The sequence below is a fragment of the Pseudomarimonas salicorniae genome (genome assembly GCF_023156535.1).
Taxonomy (GTDB): Bacteria; Pseudomonadota; Gammaproteobacteria; order Xanthomonadales; family Xanthomonadaceae; genus Pseudomarimonas; species Pseudomarimonas salicorniae.
The window spans coordinates 360072-383125 of sequence record NZ_JALNMH010000002.1 but is presented as its reverse complement, the minus strand read 5'-3'; the positions used below and the strand labels follow the sequence as shown (position 1 = coordinate 383125).

The window sequence follows — 23054 nt, the reverse complement described above, 5'->3', positions numbered from 1 at the left end:
TTCACCGGATCGAGTCTCCGCTTCGCAGGGTGGCGCGTGAGCGCACGATGGGCTGGTTGGTTCGGATGGCGGCCGGCAGCTGGTCGACGGCGGCGGCGGCGCTGGCGGCATCCTCGTGGCTGCCCACGAAGACCACCAGCGTCGGCGCCGCATCGCTGCCGCGCAGCGCGGCCATCGGCGGGCGCCCGTCGAGTTCGGCGGCCAGGGTGTCGAGCTGGCGCAGCAGTCCGGCTCGCTCGCGCCCGGCCAGCGTCGCCACCTGCAGGGTGTAGGCATTGCCTTCGGCAGACAGCCAGTGGGCGAGGCGTTGGGCCGCCAGCTGCAGGGTGTCGCCGCCCATCGGCGCAGCCGTGGGCGGCGCATCGGCGGGAGTCGGCGACGACGCCACCGCGGCGGGCTCGGGAGGCATTGCCGCCGGGGATTCGGGGCTGGCCGCGGCGCGGTCCGGACGCCCCTCGGGCCGGGGTGCCGGGACCAGGCTTCCGCTCGCCGGCGCCGCGTCGGCAGCGGCGGGGCCCCCACCGGTGCCGGCGCTGAAATGACCGATACCGAAGGCCAGGGCCACCGCCGCAGCGATCCCGGCGGCCCGCCATCCGGGGCGCCAGGCCGAAGGCAGGGCCAGGCCGGCGTCGCGGCAGGCACGGCGCACATCCTCGGACTCGGCGCGCGGCGCATTGCGCGCAAACGCCGACAGCAGGGCCTTGTCGGCCAGGATGTGGATGCGACGGGTGATGCCCCCGGCGGCCCGGGCGATCAGCGCCACGGCGGCGTCGCTGAAGGGCAGCGCGCCCCGGTAGCCCGCTGTCTGCATTCGGTAGGCGAGGTAGTCCCTGAGCTCGCCACGTGGCAGGGGCCCCAGCTCGAAGCGCTGGACCACCCGCTCGCGCAGCTGGCGCAGATCGCGCTGGGCGAGCAGCTCATTGAGCTCGGGTTGGCCGAAAAGGACGATATTGAGCAGCTTCTGCGTGCTGGTCTCGAGGTTGGACAGCAGGCGGACCTCTTCCAGCGAGTCACGCGGCATGGCGTGGGCCTCGTCGATCAGCAGGACCACCCGGCGGCCCGCTCCGAAGCGGCGGATGAGTTCGGCGTTCAGGGCGTCGACCCGGGTCGGTGCCTGACTGGTGTCGACGCCCAGGTCATGGGCGATCGCGTCGAGGATCTCGTTGCGCGAGAAGGAGGGGTTGGCGAGATAGATCGCGTCGATGCCCTCGGGCAGGTCGTCGAGCAGCATGCGACAGAGCATGGTCTTGCCCGACCCGACCTCACCGATGACCGTGACGATGCCCTCCTCGGACTGCACCGCATAGCGCAGCGCCTGCAGCAGCGAGCCGCGCCCGCTTCCGGCGTAGAAGAAACGCGGATTCGGCGTGATCGAGAACGGCGCCTCGCCCAGTCCGAAGTGCTCGAGGTACAGGGTGCTCACGGGGCGTCGAACCGGATGATCGTGGTCACTGGCGGATTGCCCGCGGAGATCGGACAGCTCCAGCTGCCGCTGATGGTCGTCCCGCTGTTCAACACGAAGCTTGCCGAGGTGGCGCCCTGCTCGTTGGTCGGCGCGATCGTGGTGGGTGCCAGGATAAAGAATCCGGACGAACTGCCCGGATCACAGGCGCCGACCACGGGACGGATGCCGGAGACCGGCACCAGCGTGCCGCCGCCGCCCTGGGCGAACACCGCGATCTGTACGTTGAGCTCGGCGTTCTGCTGGTCGGGCTGGATGCTGAAGGTGCCGGGAATCGCATCCACGCGGACCACGTTGGGTGTCGCGGCATCGAAGCGGACGTCCGCCGACTGGTCGCCGGCCAGGATGCTGCAGGTCACACTGCCCAGCGGCAGTGCCCCGGCGTCGATCTCGAAGGTCAGCGTGGTGGTGCCGGTACTGTCGGTGGCGCCGATCGTCGCGGGTTCGGTGATCTGGAAATCGGCCGCATTGGCCGACGGGGTGCAGCGAACCCCCGGAGTCACGCCCGAGAACGGACGGCGCTCGTTGCCCGTGCCGGCGAAGACGCCGACGCTGACGGTCACCCTGCGATCGGCATCATTGGGCTGGACGGTGAACTGGCTGGGGTTGACCACCACCGAGCCGACCGAGGTGTCGCCTCCCTGGCAGCCCGGGGGCAGCGGGGCCGGCAAGGCGTCGCAGGCGCGGATGTCGGTCACCGTGATCTGCCGGCGGCTCACCACGCCGGAAGGCGAGGACACCGAGACCGTGAGCTGCCCGCTCGAGGGCTCACCGTCACCGATCAGCTGGGCCTGCAGGCGCAGCGGCCCGCGGGCATTGCTGTTACCCACGGTGAAGCTGGCCTCGCTCAGCAACTCGCCATTGCTGGTGGTGACCTCGACCGTACTGCCGGCGGGAGGAAGATTTCCGTTGAGGTCGGAAATGTCGATCAGCACCGTTCGCGGCGACAGTTCGTCAAGGCTGAGCTGGGAGGGCGAGATACTGATCGAGGCGCTGCTGGTCGAGAATACGATAACCGTGCTCGCGCGCACATCGACCTCGGAGCCCTGCGGGCAGCCGGCGCTGGTGCAGAGGATGCCGTCGTAGCGGCCGTTGCCGGGGTCGCGCACGCCGTTGCCATTGCGGTCAACGAAGGGCTCGCCAATCTGGTATCGCCCGTCCTCATTGTCGTCGCGGAACGCTTCTGCCAGGTCCTCGAACGGCTCGCCGGTGTCGTACTGGCCGTTGCCGTTCTGGTCGGTGAAGCTCTCGTCACCGGGCAGGGTGAGCAGAACGCTGACGCGTCCATCGGCCGGGCGGGGATTCTGCGAGCGCAGGACCACCGAGCAGACGCCGCCTTGCAGCACACAGACCGGATCCACGGCGCCGCCCTCGGTGGACAGGACAGCAAGGGTGCCGTCGGCGACCGGGTTGTTGAAAAAGTCCGCGGCGCGCAGGGTCAGCTCGGTGTCCACGCCGTCGATGTTGAAGCCCTCGATGTTGAAGGTACGCACCGCCAGTGACGTCGAATCCTGGTCCGCCGTGCCCGAGGAGATGCTCAGCGTCGTCGACTGCGCGACCAGGCCGTTGTCGAGGCTGGCCAGCACCCGGAAACCCACCGCGCGGGTGCCGCTGGTGACGTTGACCGCAACCAGGCCCTCGCTGTCGCTGACCGCCTCGGTCGGGCTCAGTGAGATGCCGCCGGCCGAATTGCTGAGGCTGAAGCGCACCCGCGCCCCCGGAACCCCGATGCCGCTGCTGCTGCTGGCTCGGAAGCGCAGGGTGGCGGACTCGGGGCGCCCGCTGCCGCCGCGTCCACGCAGGGCCAGCTGGGTCGCGCTGGCGTCGACGAAGACCAGTCCACCGGCCGGCGCCTGCTGCACCGACAGCACCGCGCTGGCGGTGGCACCGAGCACCTGGCCGGGCAGCCGGGCATCGGCCTCGATGAGGTCCTCGCCCAGGCAGCCGGACTGTGGGGTGTAGCTGGCGTTGAAGCGGCCGTTGAGGGCGCGCACCGGGCTGGTCAGCTGGGCGCTGCCGAGCGCGGCGCAGCGGCTGCTGAGGAACACATCGACCGGCGCGGCGAAGACCACGCCATTGGCGTCACGCAGTTCGCCGCTGACGGTCACGGTGTTGCCGACCGCAATGCTTGACTGCGACAGGGCCAGACGACCCGGGGTAAACGGGCTGCCGCTGCCCAGCACCAGGCTGGGCAGGCGGATCTGCAGGCTGCGCGAGGCGCTGAGGGTCGTGTCCTCGCCGAGCTGCAGGCTGGCGGTGACCTGGAAAGCGCCGGCGGCGGTGCCGGCACGCAGCTGGGCCACTGCCACTCCGTCCGGGCCGGTCAGCACGCGCCCGCTGGCCGGCTCGAACTGGCCGCCATCGGTGCTGAAGACAATCTCGGCATTGGCCATCGGCTGGCTGTTGACGACGCTGCTTCCATCGGAACCCAGGGTGACCTGGGCGGCCCGCGCCTCGACGGCGACGACCTCGCCGGCGCGCAGGGTGCTGGTCTCGATGCCGGTGGCGTCAAGCACGCGCAGGCTGATCCGCGGCGTCGGCCCCGGGACGATCTCGAAGTTCAGGCTGGCAATGCCCTGCACCCCGCCCGAGCTGGCGCTGGCCTGCAGCACGCTGGCGCCGGTTTCGCTGCCGGCAATCAGCACCGCCCGGCCGCGGCCCTGACTGTCGGTAAGCACGTTGCCATTGCTCGGCTCGAAGCTGGCGCCGCCGGCGCTGAGCGCGACGATCAGGTTGCCAAGCGGGGCGCTGGTGTCGCTGGTGACCCGTCCACCCTGGCTGACCACCGTGCGCAGCACCGCAGTCACTTCGACCTGGCGGCGCGAGCCCGCCGGCACCCGGGTCGACGGCTGGCCCGCCGGATCGAGCAGCACGAGGCTCAGCTGCAGCGTGCGGCTGGTGGTGGTGGGAATCGGATTGCCATCGGCGTCGGTGCTGGATCCGCCGCAGGCGGCGAGCAGGCAGCTGCACAGCAGCAGGAGGATGAGATGTGCGCTGCGGCCGAGTCGTTGCATCCAATGCTTCCCCGATAGAGCAGGCTGGACCCGCCCCGCGGGGCAGGTGGTTGGCCTGCATTGTGCAGCACCGGCGCGGTGCGTGCATTCGGGAATGCCCCCCGTTCTCGGGGGAGGTGGTACAGCCGCCCTCGGGCGGAACGCCCGATGGGGTCTGTCAGCGGGAAGTGCTAGTGGGGAATGCCGAGGCGCTTGCGCTCAAGGCGGCGGAGGAACTCCTCCATCACCCGGCGGTACAGGTCATCGCCGAGGTAGGCGTCCTCGATGCCGGCGTCGATGTTCGGGTTGTCGTTGACCTCGATGATCGCGAGGCGCTTGTCGGCGGCCTTGATGTCGACCCCGTACAGGCCATCGCCGATCGGCGCGGTGGCGCGCAGGGCCAGCTTGACCACCTCGGGCGGCGCCTCGCGGATCGGCAGGGTGCGGAACTCGCCGCTCTTGGCCGCGCCGGTGGCGCCATGGTTGTAGATCTGCCAGTGGCCACGCGACATGAAGTACTGGCAGGCGAACAGCGCCTGGTTGTTCAGCACCCCGATCCGCCAGTCGAACTCGGTGTACATGTACTCCTGGGCGAGCAGCAGGGCGGTGTGCTGGAACAGCTGCTCGGCCCCGGTCTTGAGCTCGGCCAGGGACTCCGCCTTGGTGATCCCGCGCGAGAAGCTGCCGTCGGGAATCTTCAGCACGATCGGAAAGCCGAGCAGCTCGGGCAGCTGCTCGAGCCGCTTGAGGTCATCGCGGAACACGGTCTCGGTCCGCGGCACCGGCAGCTTGCGCGACTTCAGCAGATCGTTGAGATAGATCTTGTTGGTGCAGCGCAGGATCGAGACCGGGTCGTCGATGACCACCATGTCCTCGCGCTCGGCGCGGTGCGCGAAACGGTAGGTGTGGTTGTCCAGCGAGGTGGTCTCGCGGATGAACAGGCCGTCATATTCGGCCAGCCGGGCGAAGTCGTTGCGGCCGATCGGATCGACCTCGATGCCCAGTTCCTTGCCCGCCTCGATGAAATGCTTGAGGGCCTTCTTGTTCGAGGGCGGCATCGCCTCGGCCGGGTCGTGCAGCATGGCCAGGTCGTAGCGGAACTTGCGCCGTGCCCTCGGCTTGCGCCACAGCTTCTTGCTGAAGGCGTCCAGCGCGGCGGCGAAGGCGTCCTCCTGCTGGTCGGTCAGGGTGTGGAAACCGGCCGGGCGCAGGGAGGCGATCTGCCAGACCTTCTGCCGCTCGAACTCGATCTTCAGGATCGGGCAGGGAAAGGTCTCGAACACCTGGCGGGCGAGGTCCTGCAGCGGGCCGTAGCTGGTCTGGCCGAAGTAGACCAGCAGGCTGAAGTCGGTGGTGTCGCGGCCGTCCTCGGGCAGGAACTTGGCCAGCTTCTGGTTCAGGTCCTCGATGTCGATGCCGTAGAGGGAGCGCCGGCGCAGGTCGTTGATCGTGCGCACCGAGGGGATGACCTTGTGCCCGCGGGCCTCCGCCAGCAGGGAGACGTAGTAGCCAAGGCCTAGATACTTGAAGTTGCGGCACAGGTTGATCACCTGTACGCGCTCGTCATCGGCACCGACCGGCTGCTTCAGGTAGTCGATGGCGGCGACCACGTTCTCCGAGGGATAGTAGGACCCCCAATCGGACAGCTTTTCGACAACAATGACGAGGCGGCTCATGGCACGGGCGCGGCAAGGGACGGCAAAGTCTGAAGCAAAGCGGCCGTCGGTGCACCCCGCGGCGAAGCGGGACGTTCAGGCGGCGGCCGAGCGCATACGCCCGGCAACCCTGACGGATCTGCCTCGCCTTCTGGACCTGGAGGCGCGCTTCCCCGGCGACCGGCTCAGCCCGCGCCAGTTCAGGCATCACCTGCGCTCGCCGCGTGCGGTCCTGAGGCTGGCCGAGGCGGGCAGCGTGGTCGGCTACAGCATGCTGCTGCGCCATGGCCAGCGGCCGGCCTGGCGCCTCTACTCCATCGTCGTGGATCCGGACTGCCGCGGCCGCGGCTGGGGTGCCCGACTGCTGGACGACGCCCTGGAGCAGGCGCGGCGCGCCGGGGCTCCAGGCCTGACCCTTGAGGTACGCGCCGACAACGCCGCAGCTCTCGCCCTGTACCGGGCGCGCGGCTTTGAGGAGATTGGCCTGCGCGCCGGTTACTACGACGATGGCGTGGCCGCGGTCTGCCTACGGAGGGTGTTGCTACCGGGCTCGTAGCGGCCGAGCTTGCTCGGCCGGCAACTGCCGGCGTTTCGATGGCGGGCCACGGCTCGTCAGTTGTATTTGGTTTCGCGGTGTCGCGGTGTCGCGGTGTCGCGGTGTCGCGCTCGCACCGGGGGCTCGGGCGCGATGGTCTGCCGCAACGCTTCGGAGTGGCTGGGTTGCAGAGCAGCAAGCTGCGCTCCACGAACGCCGGTGCCGCCCGTTCCCCGTTCCCGAGCCCCGACCGAGCGCAGCGAAGACGCAGGCAGCGCAGCTGCCGTGGCCGCGTAGCGGCCGACTCCCGAGTCCCTGACCCCAACCCCCGGTACACTTCGCCGCCATGATCTCCCCCGACCTGATTCCCTGGCTGCTGGCGCCGGCCATCTTTCTTGCCCGCGTCGCCGATGTGTCGCTGGGCACGGTGCGGATCATCATCGGCTTCCGCGGATACCGCTGGCTGGCCGCGCTGATCGGTTTTGTCGAGGCGCTGATCTGGGTGCTGGCGGTGCGCCAGGTGCTGCTGCACCTCGACGCCCAGCCCTGGCTGGCGGTGGCCTATGCCTCGGGATTCGCCGCGGGCAATTACCTCGGCATCTCGCTGGAGCGGCGCCTGGGCGTCGGCCGCGAGCTGGTCCGGGCCATCTGCTACCGCGAGGACGCCTCGCTGGCCGGCCACCTGCGCGAGGCCGGCTACCGGGTGGTCGAGCTGGAGGGCAAGGGCAAGGGCGGGCGGCGCGTCCAGGTGGTCTACGTGGTCGAGCGGCGGCGCAAGGTGCCTGCCCTGGTCGCACGGATCGCCGCCTTCGACGCCGAAGCGATCTATACCGTGGCCGACGTCAAGACCCACGTCGGCGAGGAGGGTGACCTGCCCCCGGAGAGCGGGTTTTCGCTGCGGTTCAAACGAAAGTAGGGGTGCGGTCGGCGTGACTTCCGGGACTGGACCATGCCCGGCAGCCCCGCAGACTGCCCGCGCATCGGGTCTCCGGACCAGACCATCGACGAGGGAGAAGAGCGTGAATCGGAACATCTGGACGCTGGGCGCCGTGGCCATGTTGGCCGCGCCGCTGGCCATGGCGGAGAAGGCAATGCAGGAAGACCCCTACCTCTGGCTGGAGGACGTGGGCGGCGACAAGCAGCTCGACTGGGTCCGCGCCCGCAACGCGGAGTCCGAGAAGCTGCTCAAGGACGACGTGGCCTTTGCCCAGCTCGAGGCCGACCTCAAAGCCATCCTCGACTCCGACGAGAAGATTCCCTACGTCAGCAAGCAGGGCGACTACTACTACAACTTCTGGAAGGACCAGAAGCACGAGCGCGGCATCTGGCGGCGTACCACCCTGGCCGAGTACCGCAAGGACGAGCCGGAGTGGGAGGTCCTGCTCGACATTGACGCGCTGAACAAGGCCGAGGGCGAGAACTGGGTCTGGCACGGCGCCAACTGCCTGAAGCCGGACTACACGCGCTGCCTGGTCGCGCTCTCGCGCGGCGGCGCCGACGCCGACGTCACCCGCGAGTTCGACCTGTCGACCAGGCAGTGGGTCAAGGACGGTTATTTCCGCCCCGAGGCCAAGGGCGGCCTGCAATGGATCGACCGCGACACCGTCTACGTCTACACCGACTTCGGTGACGGCAGCCTGACCAGCTCCGGCTACCCGCGCATCGTCAAGGAATGGAAGCGCGGCACGCCGATGGTCGAGGCCAAGGTGGTCTACGAGGGCACCGACGAGGACATGTATATCGCCGGCTACCGCGATCTGAGCACCGGCTTCGAGCGTGACTTCGTCAGCCGGACCATCGCCTTCTACAACGACGAGCTGTACCTGCGCGGTCAGGACGGCAAGCTGACCAAGATCGATGCCCCGAACAGCGCCAACAAGTCGGTGCACAAGGACTGGCTGATCCTCGAGTTGCGCGAGCCGTGGAAGGTTGGTGACAAGGAGTATGCCGCCGGCTCGCTGATCGCGTCCCGCTTCGATGACTTCATGGCCGGCAAGCGCGAGTTCGACGTGCTCTTCGCGCCGACCGACACCACCTCGTTCGCCAGCTTCAGCCCGACCAGGAACCACCTGATCCTCAACGTTCTGGAGGACGTCAAGAACCGCCTCTACGTGCTGACCCACAAGGACGGCAAGTGGGAAAAGGCGCCGCTCAAGGGCGCGCCGGCCTTCGGCACGGTCAGCGCCGGCGGAATCGATGATGAGGAGTCGGATGCCTACTTCCTGACCGTCAGCGACTACCTCACCCCGACCACGCTGATGATCGGCGAGATCGGCAAGGACCCCGAGCCGCTGAAGAAGATGCCGGCCTTCTACGACTCGTCGAACTACGAGATCGCCCAGCACTTCGCGACCAGCAAGGACGGCACCCGCGTTCCGTACTTCATGGTCGCCCGCAAGGGCCTGAAGCTGGACGGCAGCAACCCGACCCTGCTCTACGGCTACGGCGGCTTCGAGATCTCGTTGACCCCGAACTACGCGCCGGCAGCCGGCCGCGGCTGGCTGCAGTACGGCGGCGTGTTCGTGGTCGCCAATATCCGCGGCGGCGGCGAGTACGGCCCGCGCTGGCACCAGGCGGCACTCAAGCAGAACCGCCTGCGCGCCTACGAGGATTTCGCCGCGGTAGCCGAGGACCTGATCAAGCGCGGGGTGACCTCCAGCGAGCGGCTCGGCATCCAGGGCGGCTCGAACGGCGGCCTGCTGGTCGGCAACATGGTCACCCTGTATCCGAGCCTGTTCGCCGCGGCGGTGTGCCAGGTCCCGCTGCTCGACATGCAGCGCTACAACAAGCTGCTGGCCGGCGCCTCGTGGATGGCCGAGTACGGCAATCCGGACAAGCCCGAAGAGTGGGAGTTCATCAAGACCTTCTCGCCGTACCACAACGTGAAGGCCGGCGTGGACTACCCGGCCGTGCTGTTCACCACCTCCACCCGTGACGACCGCGTCCATCCCGGCCATGCCCGCAAGATGATGGCGCGGATGAAGGAGCAGGAGCACGAGGTGTACTACTACGAGAATATCGAGGGTGGCCATGGCGGCGCCGCCAACAACCAGCAGTTGGCCCACATGCAGGCCCTGGCCTACACCTTCCTGCGCCGCCAGCTGATGCCGGCGCCGGGACAGCAGGCAGCCGGCGCCCGCTGAAGCCGCGTCGGCGCGCCCGAACGGGCGCGCCGACGGTCCCGATACCCCGGTGACGCCCAAGCCCCTCCGGACCCCTCGGGCCAGGGGATGCGCACGACCCCGCCGCCCCTCTCCCCGCCCGGCGTGCCGCGCAGCATCGCGGTGCCCGGCCGCGCCCACGCGTGCGCGGCTCGTCTGCGTTGGCTCGCCCGTCTGTCATCCGGACTGACTGTGCGCCCGCCGGAATCTCCCTCCGAGACATGCGCCGAACCGGAGGGGCCAGGCAGCCAAGGCTCCGGGAAAATCCCTTGGGCACCTCGCTAAACTGTGACAGGCTTCATGAATCGGGCCGGATTCGCCCCTAAAGTTTCCGCAGAACCGGCCGATAGCCCCCAACAGGCACCAATCCGTTTACCGAGTCGCGTCGTGCAGATCTCTCCGAGCCAAGTGGTAGTGCAGCTGGCCTCGACCTCCTTCGGGAGCGCCGAGATGCCGGTATTCAGCATTTCCACCTCGCCCTCGCCCTCCGGGCAGGCGGGTACGGTGCAGATTTCTGCCCTGGCCCGGGCCATGGCCGGGGTAGCGCCGGTGGGGGCCACTCCGCAGCTCAACCTGGCCGTGCAGTACGTCGGCAGCTTTGGTACCGGTTCCTCCCTCAGCTTCACCCCCTTCTCCCCGGCGGCTGCTGCAGCGGATCGCTACTCGGTGATCGACAGCGATCCGGGTGAGGCCGCGCGCACGGCGGCGGCCGACGCTGCCGCCGAGAAGTTGGCTGCGGAGCAGGTCGCGGCAGGGGCAGCGCAGCAGGCCGAGCCGATTCCGCTGGCGGCATCTCTGCCCGCTGCTCCCGCTCCCGCTCCGGTGGCCAGTGCCGCCTATGCCAGCACTGCGTCCGCCGCCCCGGCGCCGGCCGCGACCACGGTCGACGTCAGCGTCTGAGCGCGACTGTACGCCTTCGGGTGCTCAGCCGCGTCGTTATACTTCGTCGATGACTACCTCCCGCCTGGCCGCGCGCCTGTTACTGATCCTCTGTATTGCCAGCCTTGCCGCGCTGGTCGGTTGCGGCAACAAGGGGGACCTCGTCCGCCCGGGGCCGGCCCCGCCCGCCAGCGCCGGCTGAGACGCCCCGATGGGGCTTCGTTTCACCAAGATGCATGGGGCCGGGAACGACTTTGTCGTGATTGATCGCCGCAGCGCCACGGCGCCGCTCGATGCCGCGCTGATCGCCCGGCTCTGCGACCGTCATCGCGGCGTCGGCTGCGACCAGCTGCTGACCATCGAGCCGCCGCGCACTGCAGGCAGCGCCTTTGGCTATGGGATCTGGAACCAGGACGGCTCGCCGGCCGGGCAGTGCGGCAACGGCGCCCGCTGCGTGGTGGCCTGGGCCCGCCGGGCGCGGATCTTCGAGGGCGCCAGCGTACGCGTCGACAGTCCCAGCGGTCCCGTGCAGGCGGCCCTGCAGGGTGAGGGCATCGAAATCGACATGGGTCGCCCGGATTTCAGTCCGCATGCGGTGGGGTTCGACGGTGACCGGCCCGAGGCGACGCTGCGGGCGGAGGGACACGACTGGTGGTTCGGACTGGTCTCGATGGGCAATCCGCACGCGGTCACCCGGGTGGACGGCGTTGAGGACGCCCCGGTGTCCGCGGTGGGGCGCGCGCTACAGGCCGACCGGCGATTCTCGGACAGCTGCAATGTCGGATTCGCCGAGCTGATCGGTCGCGACCATATTGCGCTGCGCGTCTTCGAGCGCGGGGTCGGCGAGACCCTGGCCTGCGGCAGCGGCGCCTGCGCGGCGGTGGCCGTGTTGCACCGGCAAGGCTTGCTCGATGACCAGGTGAGGGTCACCCTGCCCGGAGGCGACCTGCATATCCGCTGGAGCGGCGATGGATCGCCGGTGCGCATGCGTGGGCCGGCGCAATTCGTATTCGAAGGAGAGATCGAGGCATGAGCGACATCGACCGCGAAGGTCCCTCGCCGCACGAGGTGGCGTCCTACCTGCGGCGCAATCCGCGTTTCCTCGCCCAGTTTCCGGATCTGGCGCTGGGTCTGGTGGTGCCGCGCGACAGCGGCCCGGCGACCTCGCTGGCGAGCTACCAGCTGGAAGTGCTGCGCGACAAGAACCGCGAACTCAACCGGCGGCTGCAGGAGCTGTTTGCCAACGCCCAGGACAATGAGCGCCTGGCGGTGCGGGTGCACCAGCAGGCGCTGCTGCTGATGCGCCAGCGCAGCGCCACCGACACCCTGCGCGCCCTGGCCGCCAACCTTGCCGAGGACTTTGCAGGCGAGCTGTTCCAGGTCCTGCTGTTCGAGCGCCCGGCCGATCTTGAAGACGACGCACCCTGGCTGCGGGTGATTTCCAGAGGCAACCCGCGCCTGGCCCCGTTCGAGGAGTTTCTTGCCGCCGGCGAGCCGCTGTGCGGGCGCATTGATCCGGACAAGCTCGAGGTGTTGTTCGACGCGCGTACGGTCGAGGTCCAGTCGGTGGCGCTGCTGCCCCTGAACGGGCGCGGCATGCTGGCCGTCGGCAGCCACGATGCGAACCGCTTCTTCCCCGGCATGGGCACGCTGTTTCTGCGCATGATGGCGGACAGCCTGGAGGCGGCCCTGGCCCGTTTCGACGAAGCATCGCCGGAGCGCTGATGCAGGCCCTGCCGCAGCAGCGCGAGATCGAGGCCTTCCTCGAGCGCCTGCGCGTCGAGCGGCGGTTGTCGCCGCACACCCTGCTTGCCTACCGGCGCGAGCTGGAGGTGCTGTCGAGGATGATGGCCGATCAGGGCATCGATGGCTGGCAACGGCTCGACGCCGGCGCCCTGCGCCAGTCGCTGGCCGCGGCGCACCGCAGCGGCCTGTCGCCGCGCTCGATCCAGCGCAGGCTGTCGGCTTGGCGCTCGCTGTTCGACTACCTGGTCGAGGCCGGGCATCTGAAGGCCAGCCCGGCGCTGGGAGTGAAGGCGCCCAAGCAGGCCCGGCGCCTGCCCCAGGTGCTGGACGTCGACGAGGCCAGCCGGCTGGTCGAGGTGGAGGGCGATGATGCGCTTGCGCTCCGCGACCGGGCGATCCTCGAACTTTTCTATTCCTCGGCCCTGCGCCTGTCCGAGCTGTGCGGGCTGCGCTGGGCCGACATCGATCTTGGCGAGGGCGAGCTGCGGGCCCTGGGCAAGGGCCGCAAGGTGCGCGTGGTGCCGATCGGCCGCGCCGCGCGCGAGGCTCTGCAGGCCTGGCGCGCAGAGTCCGCTGGCCCACCCGACTCGCCCGTCTTCCCCGGCCGCGGCGGCCGCCCACTGTCGCCCCGGGCCGTGCAGCAGCGCCTGCGCCTGCGCGCCCAGCAGCAGGGCGTGTGGAAGCGCGTCCATCCGCATCTGCTTCGCCACTCCTGTGCCAGTCACCTGCTCGAGTCCTCCGGCGACCTGCGCGGCGTCCAGGAGCTGCTCGGACACGCCGACATCGGCACCACCCAGATCTACACCCACCTGGACTTCCAGCACCTCGCCCGCGTCTACGATGCCGCCCACCCCCGCGCCAAGCGCCGGCAGGGCAAGGACTAGGCGCGTTCCCTGCGCAAATCAGGCCCTCATAGGGTGCGGCTGGCCGCACCGGGCATACCGTCCGAACGCCCGTATCGGTGCGCCCAAGGCGCACCCTATGGAGCTCGCCGACGCCCAACGAAGCCCGACTGTGGGAGGGTCCTTGGGCGCGACCGCGGAGATCCGCTCTGGCCGCGGTCTGTGGTGAATCCGTAGCGCTGCGGTCGCGCCCAAGGCGCACCCACAGTCGGGTCTCGTTGAATTGCGAGAATGCGGTCGAAAGAGGGTGGGATTCAGACGCGCCGGAAGGGCGCAAGCTGGACCTGGCAGCGCCGTTGCACGTAGGAGCCAGCTTGCTGGCGATAGGTGCCCCCGGACGGGAGGATCGCCAGCAAGCTGGCTCCTACGTTCGGCTTCTGCGGAAGGTCCGCTTCGCGCCAGAAGCCGCCCCTCGCTCCGACCGCGGGCCTAGCCGCTGCGCCGGAAGTACAGCCAGGCACCGGTGGTTGCGAGGGCCATGGGGGCGATGTTGGCGAGCCTGAGGTCGATGCCGTAGACCTGGGCAAGGTCGACCGAGAGGCGCTGCAGCAGGAAGTAGCCGAGACCGAAGACCAGGCCCAGGAAAAGCCGCTTGCCGAAGCCGCCCGAGCGCAGGGCACCGAAGGCAAACGGCATGGCCGACAGGCACAGCACCAGGGCGTGCAGCGGGTAGAAGAAGCGCGACCAGTAGGCGACGGCGAACTGTCCGGGGTCGAGGTTGTTGCGTTCGAGGTAGTCGAGGCTTTCGCGAAGGGTGGCGGTCGAGAGGTAGCGCGGTCGCTGAAGCGACAGGTTGAGGATCTCCGGGGTCAGTCGCGACTCCCAGGCCTCGCTTTCGGCCTGGGCGCTGCGCACCCGTCGCGGTTCGAACTCGACACGGTGGATCTCATGCAGCGTCCAGCGGCCGTCCGTGTGCTCGGCGCGCGCGGCATGGGTCAACGAGGCCAGCTTGCCTTCGTCATCGAAGCGGTACAGTCGCACCTGGTCCAGCACCACCCGCGCGCTGGCCGCGCTGCCCTCGACGCGTCCGGCACGGGCGTTGAGGAAGGTGTCGCCCTCTCGGGCCCAGATGCCCGACCCTTCGGCCAGCGCGACGTCATCGCGGGTCGCCGTGAGCTGCAGGGCCTGGGCCTTCTGCTCGCCCCAGGGGCCGAGGGTCTCGCCGCTGGCCACCATCAGCGCGGTGAGCAGCAGAACGCTACCGGCAGCGCCGAAGCAGATGCGCAGTTTGGACAGGCCCGCGGCGCGCAGCGCGGTGAGCTCCGAGCTGGCCGCCAGCGCGCCAAGACCGAGCACGCAGCCGATCATCGCGGCGCTGGGAAACAGCTCATAGGCGCGACGCGGGATGGTGTACAGGGTGTGCAGCAGCCCCGTGCCCACGGTATAGCTGCCCCGGCCGATGTCCTCGAAGGTGCCGGAGAAGGCGACCAGGGCATCGAAACCGAGCAGGGCAGCCCAGACCAGCAGGGCAGAGAACAGCACCTGCCCGCCGATCAGACGGTCGCTCTGGCGCAGCAGGATCACGCGGCGGCCCTCCGCCGCGGCTTGCGCAGCCGATCGCCCCGCCAGATCAGGATCAGCGCGCAGGCCAGTACGGGCAGGTGTACCCACCACAGGCCGAGCGCTGCCGGTACGCGCTCCTCGCCGATCCAGGAGCGGCCGAGGAGCAGGGTGTTCAGGTAGACCAGATAGCCGAGCAGGGCGATCAGCAGACCACCGTAGCGAGCGGCCCGCGGCGGGCTCCGTGACAGCGGCAGGGCAAGCAAGGTCAGTGCGAAGGCGGCGATCGGCGCCGCCAGGCGCCAGTGCAATTCGGCGCGCCGCGGCGCCTGCTCCTCTTCGAGCAGCTGCAGGGTCGGCACGCGGCGGTCGCGGTCGCGGTCGCTGCCAGGCTCGCTGTCCGGCACCCGGATGTCGTTGCGCTCGAAGCGCATCACGCGGAAGTCGTTGCGCCCCGGCACCCCTTCGACGCGGAACCCTTCCTCCAGCCGCAGGTAGCGCTCCTCGCCGACGCTTTCGGTGAACAGCTCGCCGGCCCGGGCGGTGACCACGTCGATGCGATCCTCGCGTTGGCTGTGTACGAACAGGCGTTGGAAGCGACTGCCGTCGCTGCTCATCGCCCCCAGATAGACGACGCTATGGCGCCCGGGCAGCTCGACGAAGCGGCCGGGCTCGAGGCCTGCCACCAGAAGCGAGCGGTTGGCTTCGTCGAGCATGCGTTTGGACAGCGCCATCGCCGCCGGAGCCGCCCACAGCGAGAGCAGGCCGACCAGCAGGGCGACCAGGCCGCCAAACAGCAGGGCCGGCCGCAGGAGCTGGCGCAGGCCCTGGCCGGCCGAGGCCAGCACCGCCATCTCGCTGTCCCGGTACAGGCGCGAGTAGCACAGCAGTACGGCGACGAAGAGTGCCAGCGGCACGAGCATCGGCAGGGCATCGACCAGGCGCAGGCCGAACTGCGAAAGAAGGAGGCTGGCCGGCACCTTGCCCAGCGCGATGCGCCGCAGCAGGTCGACCAGCACGCCGGTCGCCGAAGTGAGCAGCAGCACGGTCAACGAGGCGGCAAACGCACCGGCCAGTTCTCGCAGCAGATATCGGTCGATCAGGCGCATCGGGCTCAGGCGAATGGCTCCGGGCTGGTAACATTACGGGTCCTGCCCGCGAAACCGGCCGTGCAAAGCCCGGGGCGGCAGTATCTCCCACCGACTGCAACCCGGAAAACCCATGAACCTGAACTATCGCCTGCTCGATCACGATCCCGCCCAGCTCGACGTCGACTGCATCGTGGTGGCGGTGTTCGCTGATGGCAGCCTGTCGCCGGCAGCCCAGGCCCTGGACGCGGCCAGCGGTGGCGCCCTGCGCGGCTGGATCGAGAGCGGCGACGTCCAAGGCAAGGCGGGCAAGTGCGCGCTGCTGCGTGGCCTGCCGGGCGTGGCCGCCCGCCGGGTGCTGGTGGCCGGTGCCGGCCCGGCCGGCGAGGTGGCGCCCCGCACCTTCCTCAAGCTGTGTGCAGAATCGGCGAAGCTGCTTGCCCAGGGCACCGCGCGCTCGATCCACGTCACCCTCCACGAGCTGTCGATCGCAGGCCGCGATGCCGACTGGGCCCTGCACCAGGCGCTGCTGGCCTTCGACCACGCGGCCTACCGCTACACCACCACCCGCAAGCCACGCAGCGACGCCGGCTACCACAGCGTCAGCTTCGCCGGCAGCGATGCGGCGACGGCCGTGCTGCAGCGTGCCCAGGGCATCGCCGAGGGCGTTGCCTTCGCCCGCGAACTGGGCAACCTGCCGCCGAACATCTGCAACCCTGCCTACGTGGCCGACAAGGCGCGCGAGTTCGCCGCCGCCCACGAGGGCCTGCGCTGCGAGGTGCTGGAACGCGAGCAGATGGAAGCGTTGGGCATGGGCTCGCTGCTGGCAGTTGCCCGTGGCTCGGCCAATGCGCCGCGGCTGATCGTGCTCGAGTACCGCAACGGTGGCGAGGCCAAGCCGCTGGTGCTGGTCGGCAAGGGCATCACCTTCGACTCCGGCGGCCTGAACCTCAAGGTGCAGGGCGGCATCGAGGAAATGAAGTTCGACATGTGCGGCGCGGCCAGTGTGTTCGGCAGCTTCGTCGCCGCGGTCAAGGCAAAGCTTCCGGTGAACCTGGTGGTGGTGATCGCCGCGGTCGAGAATATGCCGGACGGCAACAGCTATCGTCCGTCCGACGTGCTGACCTCGATGTCGGGCAAGACCATCGAGGTGCTCAACACCGACGCCGAGGGCCGGCTGATCCTCTGCGATGCGCTGACCTATGCGCAGCGCTTCGAGCCGGCGGCGCTGATCGACGTCGCCACCCTGACCGGTGCCTGCGTGATCGCGCTGGGCAAGCATGCCCACGGCCTGATGACCAAGCACGACGATCTGGCCGCCGAACTGCTTGCCGCCGGTGAGCACAGCGGCGATCGCGCCTGGCGCCTGCCGATCTGGGACGAGTACCAGGTCCAGCTCGACTCGGCCTTCGCCGACGTTGCCAATATCGGCGGCAAGTCGGCCGGTGCGATCACCGCCGGCTGCTTCCTCTCGCGCTTCACCGAGGGCCAGCGCTGGGCGCACCTCGATATCGCCGGCACCAGCTGGGACGAGGGCCGCAAGGGGCTGGCCAATGGCCGCCCGGTGGGGATGCTGGCGCAGTGGATGGTGGACCGCGCGAGCTGAGCCCGCGCGATCGTGATTCGTGATTTGTGATTTGTGATTCGCAACAGCCGGCTGCCGGAAGCGGGGGGACAATCGTGCTTGCAGCGCGCCCCGAGTTTCGCCGCGAGACATGGCCAGGTCCGTTCGTGGGGGAGTTCCAGCGTTGACGAATCACGAATCACGAATCACCAATCACGGCGCGGGACGCGCGGATTTCTACCTCATCGACAAGCCGCGCTTCCGCGAGGATCCGCTGCTCCTGGTCTGCGAGCTGGCCAAGCGCTGCTACGGCACCGGCAAGCCGACCCTGATCCTCGCCCGTGATGCGGAGCAGGCCGAGGCCATAGACGGCCTGCTCTGGGAGTTCGACGAGTCGGCCTACCTGCCGCACCAGATCGCCGGCCAGGACGAGGATGACGAGATCACCCCGATCCTGATCGCCACGCCGGATGTCGACGTGCCGGCGCGGCCGATGCAGATCAATCTCCGCGATGAGCCTGCCGCAGGACCCTGCGAGCGGGTGCTTGAGGTCGTGCCGGCCGACCCCGCGGCCCGCGGGCCGCTGCGCGAGCGCTGGAAGCAGTATCAGTCGCGCGGCTGGGAACTGAACAAGCACGACATGTAGGGCGCGGCGGTGATCTGCCGAGCCGGGCCGACGTGATGCTACGTCGCGTTGGGCGGCGCGCGCGGCGGCAGGGCGAGACTCGCCTCGAGCACCTGATCAAGCGCGATGTCCGCGACCCGCGACAGGCCGTCCTCCTCGCCGCCGATCGGCACCACTGTCGTGCCGGCAGGGCCGCGTGGCAGCCAGGCGCTGCGGCTGGCCCGGCCGTAGAGCACCACGCTGGGACAGCCCAGGGCCACCGCCGCATGCGCCGGGCCGGTGTCCACCGAGGTCATGCCCACAGCGATCCGGCACAGTGCCAGCAGACGGGGCAGGGGCAGGGCATCGCCCAGGGCATGGACCCGCCCATCGCCTGTCGCGGTCACGATCGACTGCAGCAGGGGCTGTTCCGGCGGAGCACCGCAGAGCAGGACGTGCGCCGCGCGACCGTTGGCAAGCAGGGCATTTGCAAGCCCCGACCAGCGCTCCACCGGCCACCACTTGTCATCGTCGAGCGCCGCCAGACGGCCACGTTTCAGGGTGCGTTTGCTGCCGGGCTGCAGCAGCCACAGCGGGCCTTCGATGCTCCGTGCAGCCAGGAAGCCAGCCAGATCGGCGCGGGCGGCATCGCCCACCACCAGGCGTGGATGGGCCGGCAGCGCGGACGCGGGGGGCACTGCGGCATGCGCCTGCGGCGCGAGCTGGCCGAAGCGCTGCAGGCGCTCGATCCAGGGGCGAGTCGTCTCGTTTGGATCGCGCTGGCGCAGCAGGACATGGCGGTCGGCGATGCCCGCGCGGCGCAGCCAGGCCTGCAGGCGGTCCTGCTTCGTGGTGTCGACGACGTAGACCGCTCCCGGGGAGCGCGCGCGCAGTGCGCGGACCAGGGCCCACTGCTGCGGATCGCTCCAGTAGGGGCGGGTGCGGCTGCCTATGACCGTGATGGTGCTGACCGAGGGCTGGCCCTCAAGCAGGGCGCGGCTCCAGGCGCCCGAAGTCAGCAGGTCGCAGGGACGGCCGTAGCGCTCGGCCAGCATGTCCAGCAGCACGGTCAGCAACACCATGTCGCCCATGGCTCCGAAGCGGATCACCAGCGGCGGCGCGGTGGGGTCGTTCATGGCGGATTGGTCCGTTCTGGCGCGCCGCGCTTGGGTCGCGGGCGCGGCTCGCCTAAAATCGCGGGTTTCCCGGCTCGAGGCCGCGAATCCGGCCTGGTCCGGGCCGCGATTATCCCCGATTGCCGATCCCGCGCCCGCCACCCGAGCGCCGCCGACACCCGGCGCGTTGCTCCCGATACCGAGTGTGCCCATGAGCATGGACAAGTCCTTCGAGCCGTCTGCCATCGAGACCCGCTGGTACCAGCACTGGGAGGACAGCGGCTGCTTCAAGCCGAGCGGCCAGGGCGAGCCCTACAGCATCATGCTGCCGCCGCCGAACGTCACCGGCACCCTGCACATGGGCCACGCCTTCCAGCACACCCTGATGGACGCGCTGATCCGCTATCACCGGATGCTTGGCCGCGACACCCTCTGGCAGGTCGGTACCGACCACGCCGGCATCGCCACCGAGATGGTGGTCAACCGCAATCTGGCCCAGGAGGGCAAGGGCGAGACGCGTGACTCGCTCGGGCGCGAGGCCTTCATCGAAAAGGTCTGGGAGTGGAAGCAGCAGTCCGGCGACACCATCACCCGGCAGATGCGCCGCATCGGAGCCTCGGGCGACTGGTCGCGCGAGCGCTTCACCATGGACGAGGGCCTGTCGAAGGCGGTGGTCGAAACCTTCGTCCGCCTGCATGAGGAAGGCCTGATCTACCGCGGCCAGCGCCTGGTCAATTGGGACCCGGTTCTGCAGACCGCGATCTCGGACCTGGAAGTGGTCAGCGAGCCAGAGGACGGCTTCCTGTGGTCGATCGCCTATCCGCTGGCCGACGGCAGCGGGCAGCTGGTGGTGGCGACGACGCGCCCGGAAACCATGCTCGGCGATACCGCGGTGATGGTGCATCCCGAGGACGAGCGCTATGCCCACCTGATCGGCAAGTCGGTGCGCCTGCCGCTGTCCGATCGCGAGATCCCGATCATCGCCGACGACTACGTCGACCGCGAGTTCGGCACCGGCTGCGTCAAGGTCACCCCGGCGCATGACTTCAACGACTACGCGGTGGGCCAGCGTCATGGCCTGCCGATGATCAACCTGTTCACCCCCACCGCGCACATCAACGACAACGCACCGGAGAAGTACCGCGGTCTCGATCGCGTGGCCGCGCGCAAGGCCGTGCTCGCCGACCTCGAGGCCCTCGGCCTGCTCATCGAGGAGAAGAAGCACAGCCTGCAGGTGCCGCGCGGTGACCGCACCGGCCAGGTCATCGAGCCCTACCTGACCTACCAGTGGTTCGTGAAGATGGACGCGCTGGGCAAGCGTGGCCTGGAGCTGGTCGAGTCCGGCAAGGTGCGTTTCGTGCCGCCCAACTGGATCAACACCTACCGCCACTGGATGAACAACATCCAGGACTGGTGCATCTCGCGCCAGCTGTGGTGGGGGCATCGCATCCCCGCCTGGTACGACGAGGACGGCAACATCATCGTCGCGCGCAGCGAGGAAGAAGCTGTGGCCAAGGCCGGCGGCAAGCCCCTGCGCCGCGATGAGGACGTGCTGGAGACCTGGTTCTCTTCGGCCCTGTGGTCGCACTCGACCTTGGGCTGGCCGGATGAGGTCGCCATGCAGCAGCAGGGCTTCGATCGCTACCTGCCGAGCTCGGTCCTGGTCACCGGCTTCGACATCATCTTCTTCTGGGTCGCCCGGATGATCATGATGACCGACCACTTCACCGGTCAGGTGCCGTTCCGCGACGTCTACATCACCGGTCTGGTCCGCGACAAGGACGGGCAGAAGATGTCGAAGTCCAAGGGCAACGTGCTCGACCCGATCGACCTGATCGACGGCATCACCCTCGATGCGCTCGTTGCCAAGCGCACCGCGGGACTGATGCAGCCGCAGATGGCGGCCAAGATCGAGAAGGCGACGCGCCGCGAGTTCCCCGACGGCATCCCCGCCTTCGGCGCCGACGCCCTGCGCTTCACCTTCGCCTCGCTGGCCACCCACGGTCGCGACATCAAGTTCGACCTGCAGCGCTGCGAGGGCTACAAGAACTTCTGCAACAAGCTGTGGAACGCGGCGCGCTTCGTGCTGATGAACTGCGAGGGGCATGAGCTGCATCAGGCGCCCGCCGGCTGGCCGGTGACCGACGCCGAGAAGTGGATCCTCGACCAGCAGCAGATGATGCTGGACGAGGCGAGCGAGGCCTTCGCCGCCTACCGCTTCGACCTCGCCGCGCAGGCCATGTACGAGTTTGTCTGGAACCAGTTCTGCGACTGGTTCCTGGAGCTGGCCAAACCGGCGCTCAACGGCGGCGATTCCGCTGCGGCGACGAGCACCCGGTATACCCTGCTCCACGTGCTGGAGCAGGCTCTGCGCGCCCTCCACCCGGTGGTGCCCTTCATCACCGAGGAAGTCTGGCATCAGGTCGCGCCGCGCCTTGCGATCGGCGGCGACAGCATCAGCCGGCAGGCCTATCCGTTGGCCCGCGCCGAGTTGCGCTTTGCCGGCGAAGCACGCGATATCGAGTGGCTGAAGACGGTCATCGGTCAGCTGCGGCGCATCCGCAGCGAGTTGCAGGTGGCGCCTTCGAAGCAGATCGCCCTGCTGTTCGACGGCGGCAATGATGCCGACCGCGCGCGCAGCGAGCGCTATGCCGACGCCATCGCCTTCCTTGCCCGCACCGAGTCGCAGCGCTGGCTGGCCAAGGGCGAGGACGCGCCGGCAGCGAGCGCGGCCGTGGTCGGCGACATGAGCCTGCTCGTGCCGCTTGCCGGCCTTGTCGACCTTGATGCCGAGAAGACCCGCCTGGCCAAGGAGATCAAGCGCATCGAATCCGAGATCGGCAAGTGCAATGGCAAGCTTGGCAATGCCAACTTCGTCGCCAACGCGCCGGAGGATGTCGTGGCACAGGAGCGCCAGCGTCTTGCCGACTACCAGGCCCAGCTGGTCGGGCTCAAGCGCCAGGCCGAGCGGCTGTAGCATCCCGAGAGCAGCGCGCGTTCCGAGGTTCGGCGGACGTCATTGCCGCGAAAGCGGGAATCCAGATGCGCAGGCGCTGACGACTCGCGTCGCGCGGATCCCCGCCTTCGCGAGGATGACGGATTGGCGCACAGCGTCCTGTGAAGTACGACCCGGTTGGAGTCTGGCCGCGCATCCAGACTTGGCCCCGCCACGTAGCAGGCGCACAATCACATGACATCTGCAGGGGGGAGATTCCGCGTGACCCGCAGGATGGTGCTCTATTCATTCGTGCCCTTTGATCGCAGCGCCCGGGTGCGCTGGCTGGCGCACGAGCTGGGCATCGAGGTCGAAGAGCACAAGCTGGACTATGCCGGCGGCGAGCACCGCGGCGAGGCCCATCTGGCCCGGCATCCGTTCGGCCTCGTGCCGGCGATCGAGATCGATGGCGACAGCCACTGGGAGTCGGTGGCCATCTGCCAGGCGCTTGCCGAGCAGCAGCCCGAGGCCCAGCTCACCGTGCCGATGGCCTCGCCGCTACGCCGGCAGTACCTGTCCTGGCTGATGTTCGCCGCCTCGACCTTCGACTCCGCCGCCTTCAACGTCTTCCACCCGACCGCGATCAAGCCGGACGAGGAGCGAGCCAAGGTCGGCAAGGCGGCGCTGTTTCCCCTGCTGGTGCATCTCGCCCGCCACCTGCATCAGCGCGACTACCTGATGGGCGAGCGTTTCATGCTGCCCGATCTGATTCTCGGCCATTCGGTGAACCTGCTCTACCTGGTCAAGGCGCTGGACGACTATCCGGTGCTCAAGGACTACCGAAAGCGCCTTGCAGAGCGGCCCGCCGCCAAGGCCAGCAAGGTCTTCACCCCGCGCCCCGGCTGAACATTGCCA

18 protein-coding genes are annotated in these 23054 nt (G+C 69.1%); 12 read left to right on the top strand and 6 right to left on the bottom strand.

All coding sequences use genetic code 11. From position 1 onward, the window contains the following. Nucleotide 1: 1 nt before the first annotated feature. The 3 genes from M0G41_RS04045 to M0G41_RS04035 form a co-directional block, all read right to left on the bottom strand. The gene (locus M0G41_RS04045; protein ID WP_248205328.1) at nt 2-1423 is read right to left on the bottom strand and encodes an ExeA family protein; all 1422 of its coding nucleotides are present in this window, start codon (nt 1421-1423) and stop codon (nt 2-4) included. After that, a complete protein-coding gene (locus M0G41_RS04040; RefSeq protein WP_248205325.1) occupies nt 1420-4476 on the bottom strand; it encodes a hypothetical protein in 3057 nt (1018 codons plus the stop codon). Before M0G41_RS04040 ends, M0G41_RS04045 begins: the two co-directional genes overlap by 4 nt. Before the next feature lie 170 nt (nt 4477-4646). Beyond that, nucleotides 4647-6131 (bottom strand): RimK family protein, encoded by a 1485-nt coding sequence (locus M0G41_RS04035; RefSeq protein WP_248205321.1) that lies wholly within the window; start codon nt 6129-6131, stop codon nt 4647-4649. 49 nt (nt 6132-6180) lie between these two features. Here M0G41_RS04035 and M0G41_RS04030 point away from each other — a divergent pair, with 49 nt between their 5' ends. The 8 genes from M0G41_RS04030 (at nt 6181) to xerC (ending at nt 13315) form a co-directional block, all read left to right on the top strand. After that, nucleotides 6181-6666: a GNAT family N-acetyltransferase gene (locus M0G41_RS04030; RefSeq protein ID WP_248205320.1), complete on the top strand. Its 486-nt coding sequence runs from the start codon at nt 6181-6183 to the stop codon at nt 6664-6666. A 325-nt stretch (nt 6667-6991) separates the two neighbouring features. Next, nucleotides 6992-7561, top strand: a complete 570-nt coding sequence (locus M0G41_RS04025) for a DUF2179 domain-containing protein (RefSeq protein ID WP_248205317.1) — start codon at nt 6992-6994, stop codon at nt 7559-7561. A 139-nt stretch (nt 7562-7700) separates the two neighbouring features. Then, on the top strand, nt 7701-9788 hold the full coding sequence (locus M0G41_RS04020) for a prolyl oligopeptidase family serine peptidase (RefSeq protein WP_248205607.1): 2088 nt from the start codon (nt 7701-7703) through the stop codon (nt 9786-9788). A gap of 405 nt (nt 9789-10193) precedes the next feature. Continuing rightward, on the top strand, nt 10194-10706 hold the full coding sequence (locus M0G41_RS04015; RefSeq protein WP_248205315.1) for a hypothetical protein: 513 nt from the start codon (nt 10194-10196) through the stop codon (nt 10704-10706). Next, a complete protein-coding gene (gene lptM, locus M0G41_RS18885) occupies nt 10645-10887 on the top strand; it encodes an LPS translocon maturation chaperone LptM (RefSeq protein WP_425511227.1) in 243 nt (80 codons plus the stop codon). The genes M0G41_RS04015 and lptM overlap by 62 nt, the downstream gene beginning before the upstream one ends. A 9-nt stretch (nt 10888-10896) precedes the next feature. Beyond that, nucleotides 10897-11718, top strand: coding sequence for a diaminopimelate epimerase (gene dapF, locus M0G41_RS04010; protein ID WP_248205312.1), 822 nt, complete (start codon nt 10897-10899; stop codon nt 11716-11718). Next, complete coding sequence (locus tag M0G41_RS04005; RefSeq protein WP_248205308.1) at nt 11715-12410, top strand: DUF484 family protein; 696 nt, start codon at nt 11715-11717, stop codon at nt 12408-12410. The genes dapF and M0G41_RS04005 overlap by 4 nt, the downstream gene beginning before the upstream one ends. Continuing rightward, entirely contained in the window at nt 12410-13315 is a 906-nt protein-coding gene (xerC, locus tag M0G41_RS04000; RefSeq protein WP_248205305.1) for a tyrosine recombinase XerC, read from the top strand. Before M0G41_RS04005 ends, xerC begins: the two co-directional genes overlap by 1 nt. A 447-nt stretch (nt 13316-13762) precedes the next feature. On the opposite strand, the gene lptG is transcribed toward xerC, so the two are convergent. Both lptG and lptF read right to left on the bottom strand, forming a co-directional pair. Next, a complete protein-coding gene (gene lptG / locus M0G41_RS03995; RefSeq protein WP_248205302.1) occupies nt 13763-14857 on the bottom strand; it encodes an LPS export ABC transporter permease LptG in 1095 nt (364 codons plus the stop codon). After that, nucleotides 14854-15942: an LPS export ABC transporter permease LptF gene (gene lptF / locus M0G41_RS03990; protein ID WP_248205300.1), complete on the bottom strand. Its 1089-nt coding sequence runs from the start codon at nt 15940-15942 to the stop codon at nt 14854-14856. Before lptF ends, lptG begins: the two co-directional genes overlap by 4 nt. 112 nt (nt 15943-16054) lie before the next feature. Between lptF and M0G41_RS03985 the strand changes: the two genes are divergently transcribed. Both M0G41_RS03985 and M0G41_RS03980 read left to right on the top strand, forming a co-directional pair. After that, complete coding sequence (locus tag M0G41_RS03985) at nt 16055-17527, top strand: leucyl aminopeptidase (RefSeq protein ID WP_248205298.1); 1473 nt, start codon at nt 16055-16057, stop codon at nt 17525-17527. 163 nt (nt 17528-17690) lie between these two features. Continuing rightward, nucleotides 17691-18131, top strand: coding sequence for a DNA polymerase III subunit chi (locus tag M0G41_RS03980; protein ID WP_248205604.1), 441 nt, complete (start codon nt 17691-17693; stop codon nt 18129-18131). Between the two features lie 38 nt (nt 18132-18169). Here the strand turns inward: M0G41_RS03980 and M0G41_RS03975 are convergent, their stop codons facing one another. Then, nucleotides 18170-19225 (bottom strand): glycosyltransferase family 9 protein, encoded by a 1056-nt coding sequence (locus tag M0G41_RS03975; RefSeq protein ID WP_248205294.1) that lies wholly within the window; start codon nt 19223-19225, stop codon nt 18170-18172. A 190-nt stretch (nt 19226-19415) separates the two neighbouring features. Between M0G41_RS03975 and M0G41_RS03970 the strand changes: the two genes are divergently transcribed. Both M0G41_RS03970 and M0G41_RS03965 read left to right on the top strand, forming a co-directional pair. Next, complete coding sequence (locus M0G41_RS03970) at nt 19416-22181, top strand: valine--tRNA ligase (RefSeq protein WP_248205291.1); 2766 nt, start codon at nt 19416-19418, stop codon at nt 22179-22181. 240 nt (nt 22182-22421) lie between these two features. Next, entirely contained in the window at nt 22422-23045 is a 624-nt protein-coding gene (locus M0G41_RS03965) for a glutathione S-transferase family protein (protein ID WP_248205288.1), read from the top strand. The last annotated feature ends 9 nt before the right edge of the window (nt 23046-23054 follow it).

Coding starts and splice junctions, on each gene's coding strand:
- xerC (WP_248205305.1), top strand. CDS start 12,410: ATGCAGGCCCTGCCGCAGCAGCGCGAGATCGAGGCCTTCCTCGAGCGC.
- M0G41_RS03970 (WP_248205291.1), top strand. CDS start 19,416: ATGAGCATGGACAAGTCCTTCGAGCCGTCTGCCATCGAGACCCGCTGG.
- M0G41_RS03985 (WP_248205298.1), top strand. CDS start 16,055: ATGAACCTGAACTATCGCCTGCTCGATCACGATCCCGCCCAGCTCGAC.
- lptM (WP_425511227.1), top strand. CDS start 10,645: ATGCCAGCACTGCGTCCGCCGCCCCGGCGCCGGCCGCGACCACGGTCG.
- M0G41_RS04040 (WP_248205325.1), bottom strand. CDS start 4,476: ATGCAACGACTCGGCCGCAGCGCACATCTCATCCTCCTGCTGCTGTGC.
- M0G41_RS04025 (WP_248205317.1), top strand. CDS start 6,992: ATGATCTCCCCCGACCTGATTCCCTGGCTGCTGGCGCCGGCCATCTTT.
- M0G41_RS04035 (WP_248205321.1), bottom strand. CDS start 6,131: ATGAGCCGCCTCGTCATTGTTGTCGAAAAGCTGTCCGATTGGGGGTCC.
- M0G41_RS04005 (WP_248205308.1), top strand. CDS start 11,715: ATGAGCGACATCGACCGCGAAGGTCCCTCGCCGCACGAGGTGGCGTCC.
- M0G41_RS04020 (WP_248205607.1), top strand. CDS start 7,701: ATGTTGGCCGCGCCGCTGGCCATGGCGGAGAAGGCAATGCAGGAAGAC.
- M0G41_RS03975 (WP_248205294.1), bottom strand. CDS start 19,225: ATGAACGACCCCACCGCGCCGCCGCTGGTGATCCGCTTCGGAGCCATG.
- lptF (WP_248205300.1), bottom strand. CDS start 15,942: ATGCGCCTGATCGACCGATATCTGCTGCGAGAACTGGCCGGTGCGTTT.
- dapF (WP_248205312.1), top strand. CDS start 10,897: ATGGGGCTTCGTTTCACCAAGATGCATGGGGCCGGGAACGACTTTGTC.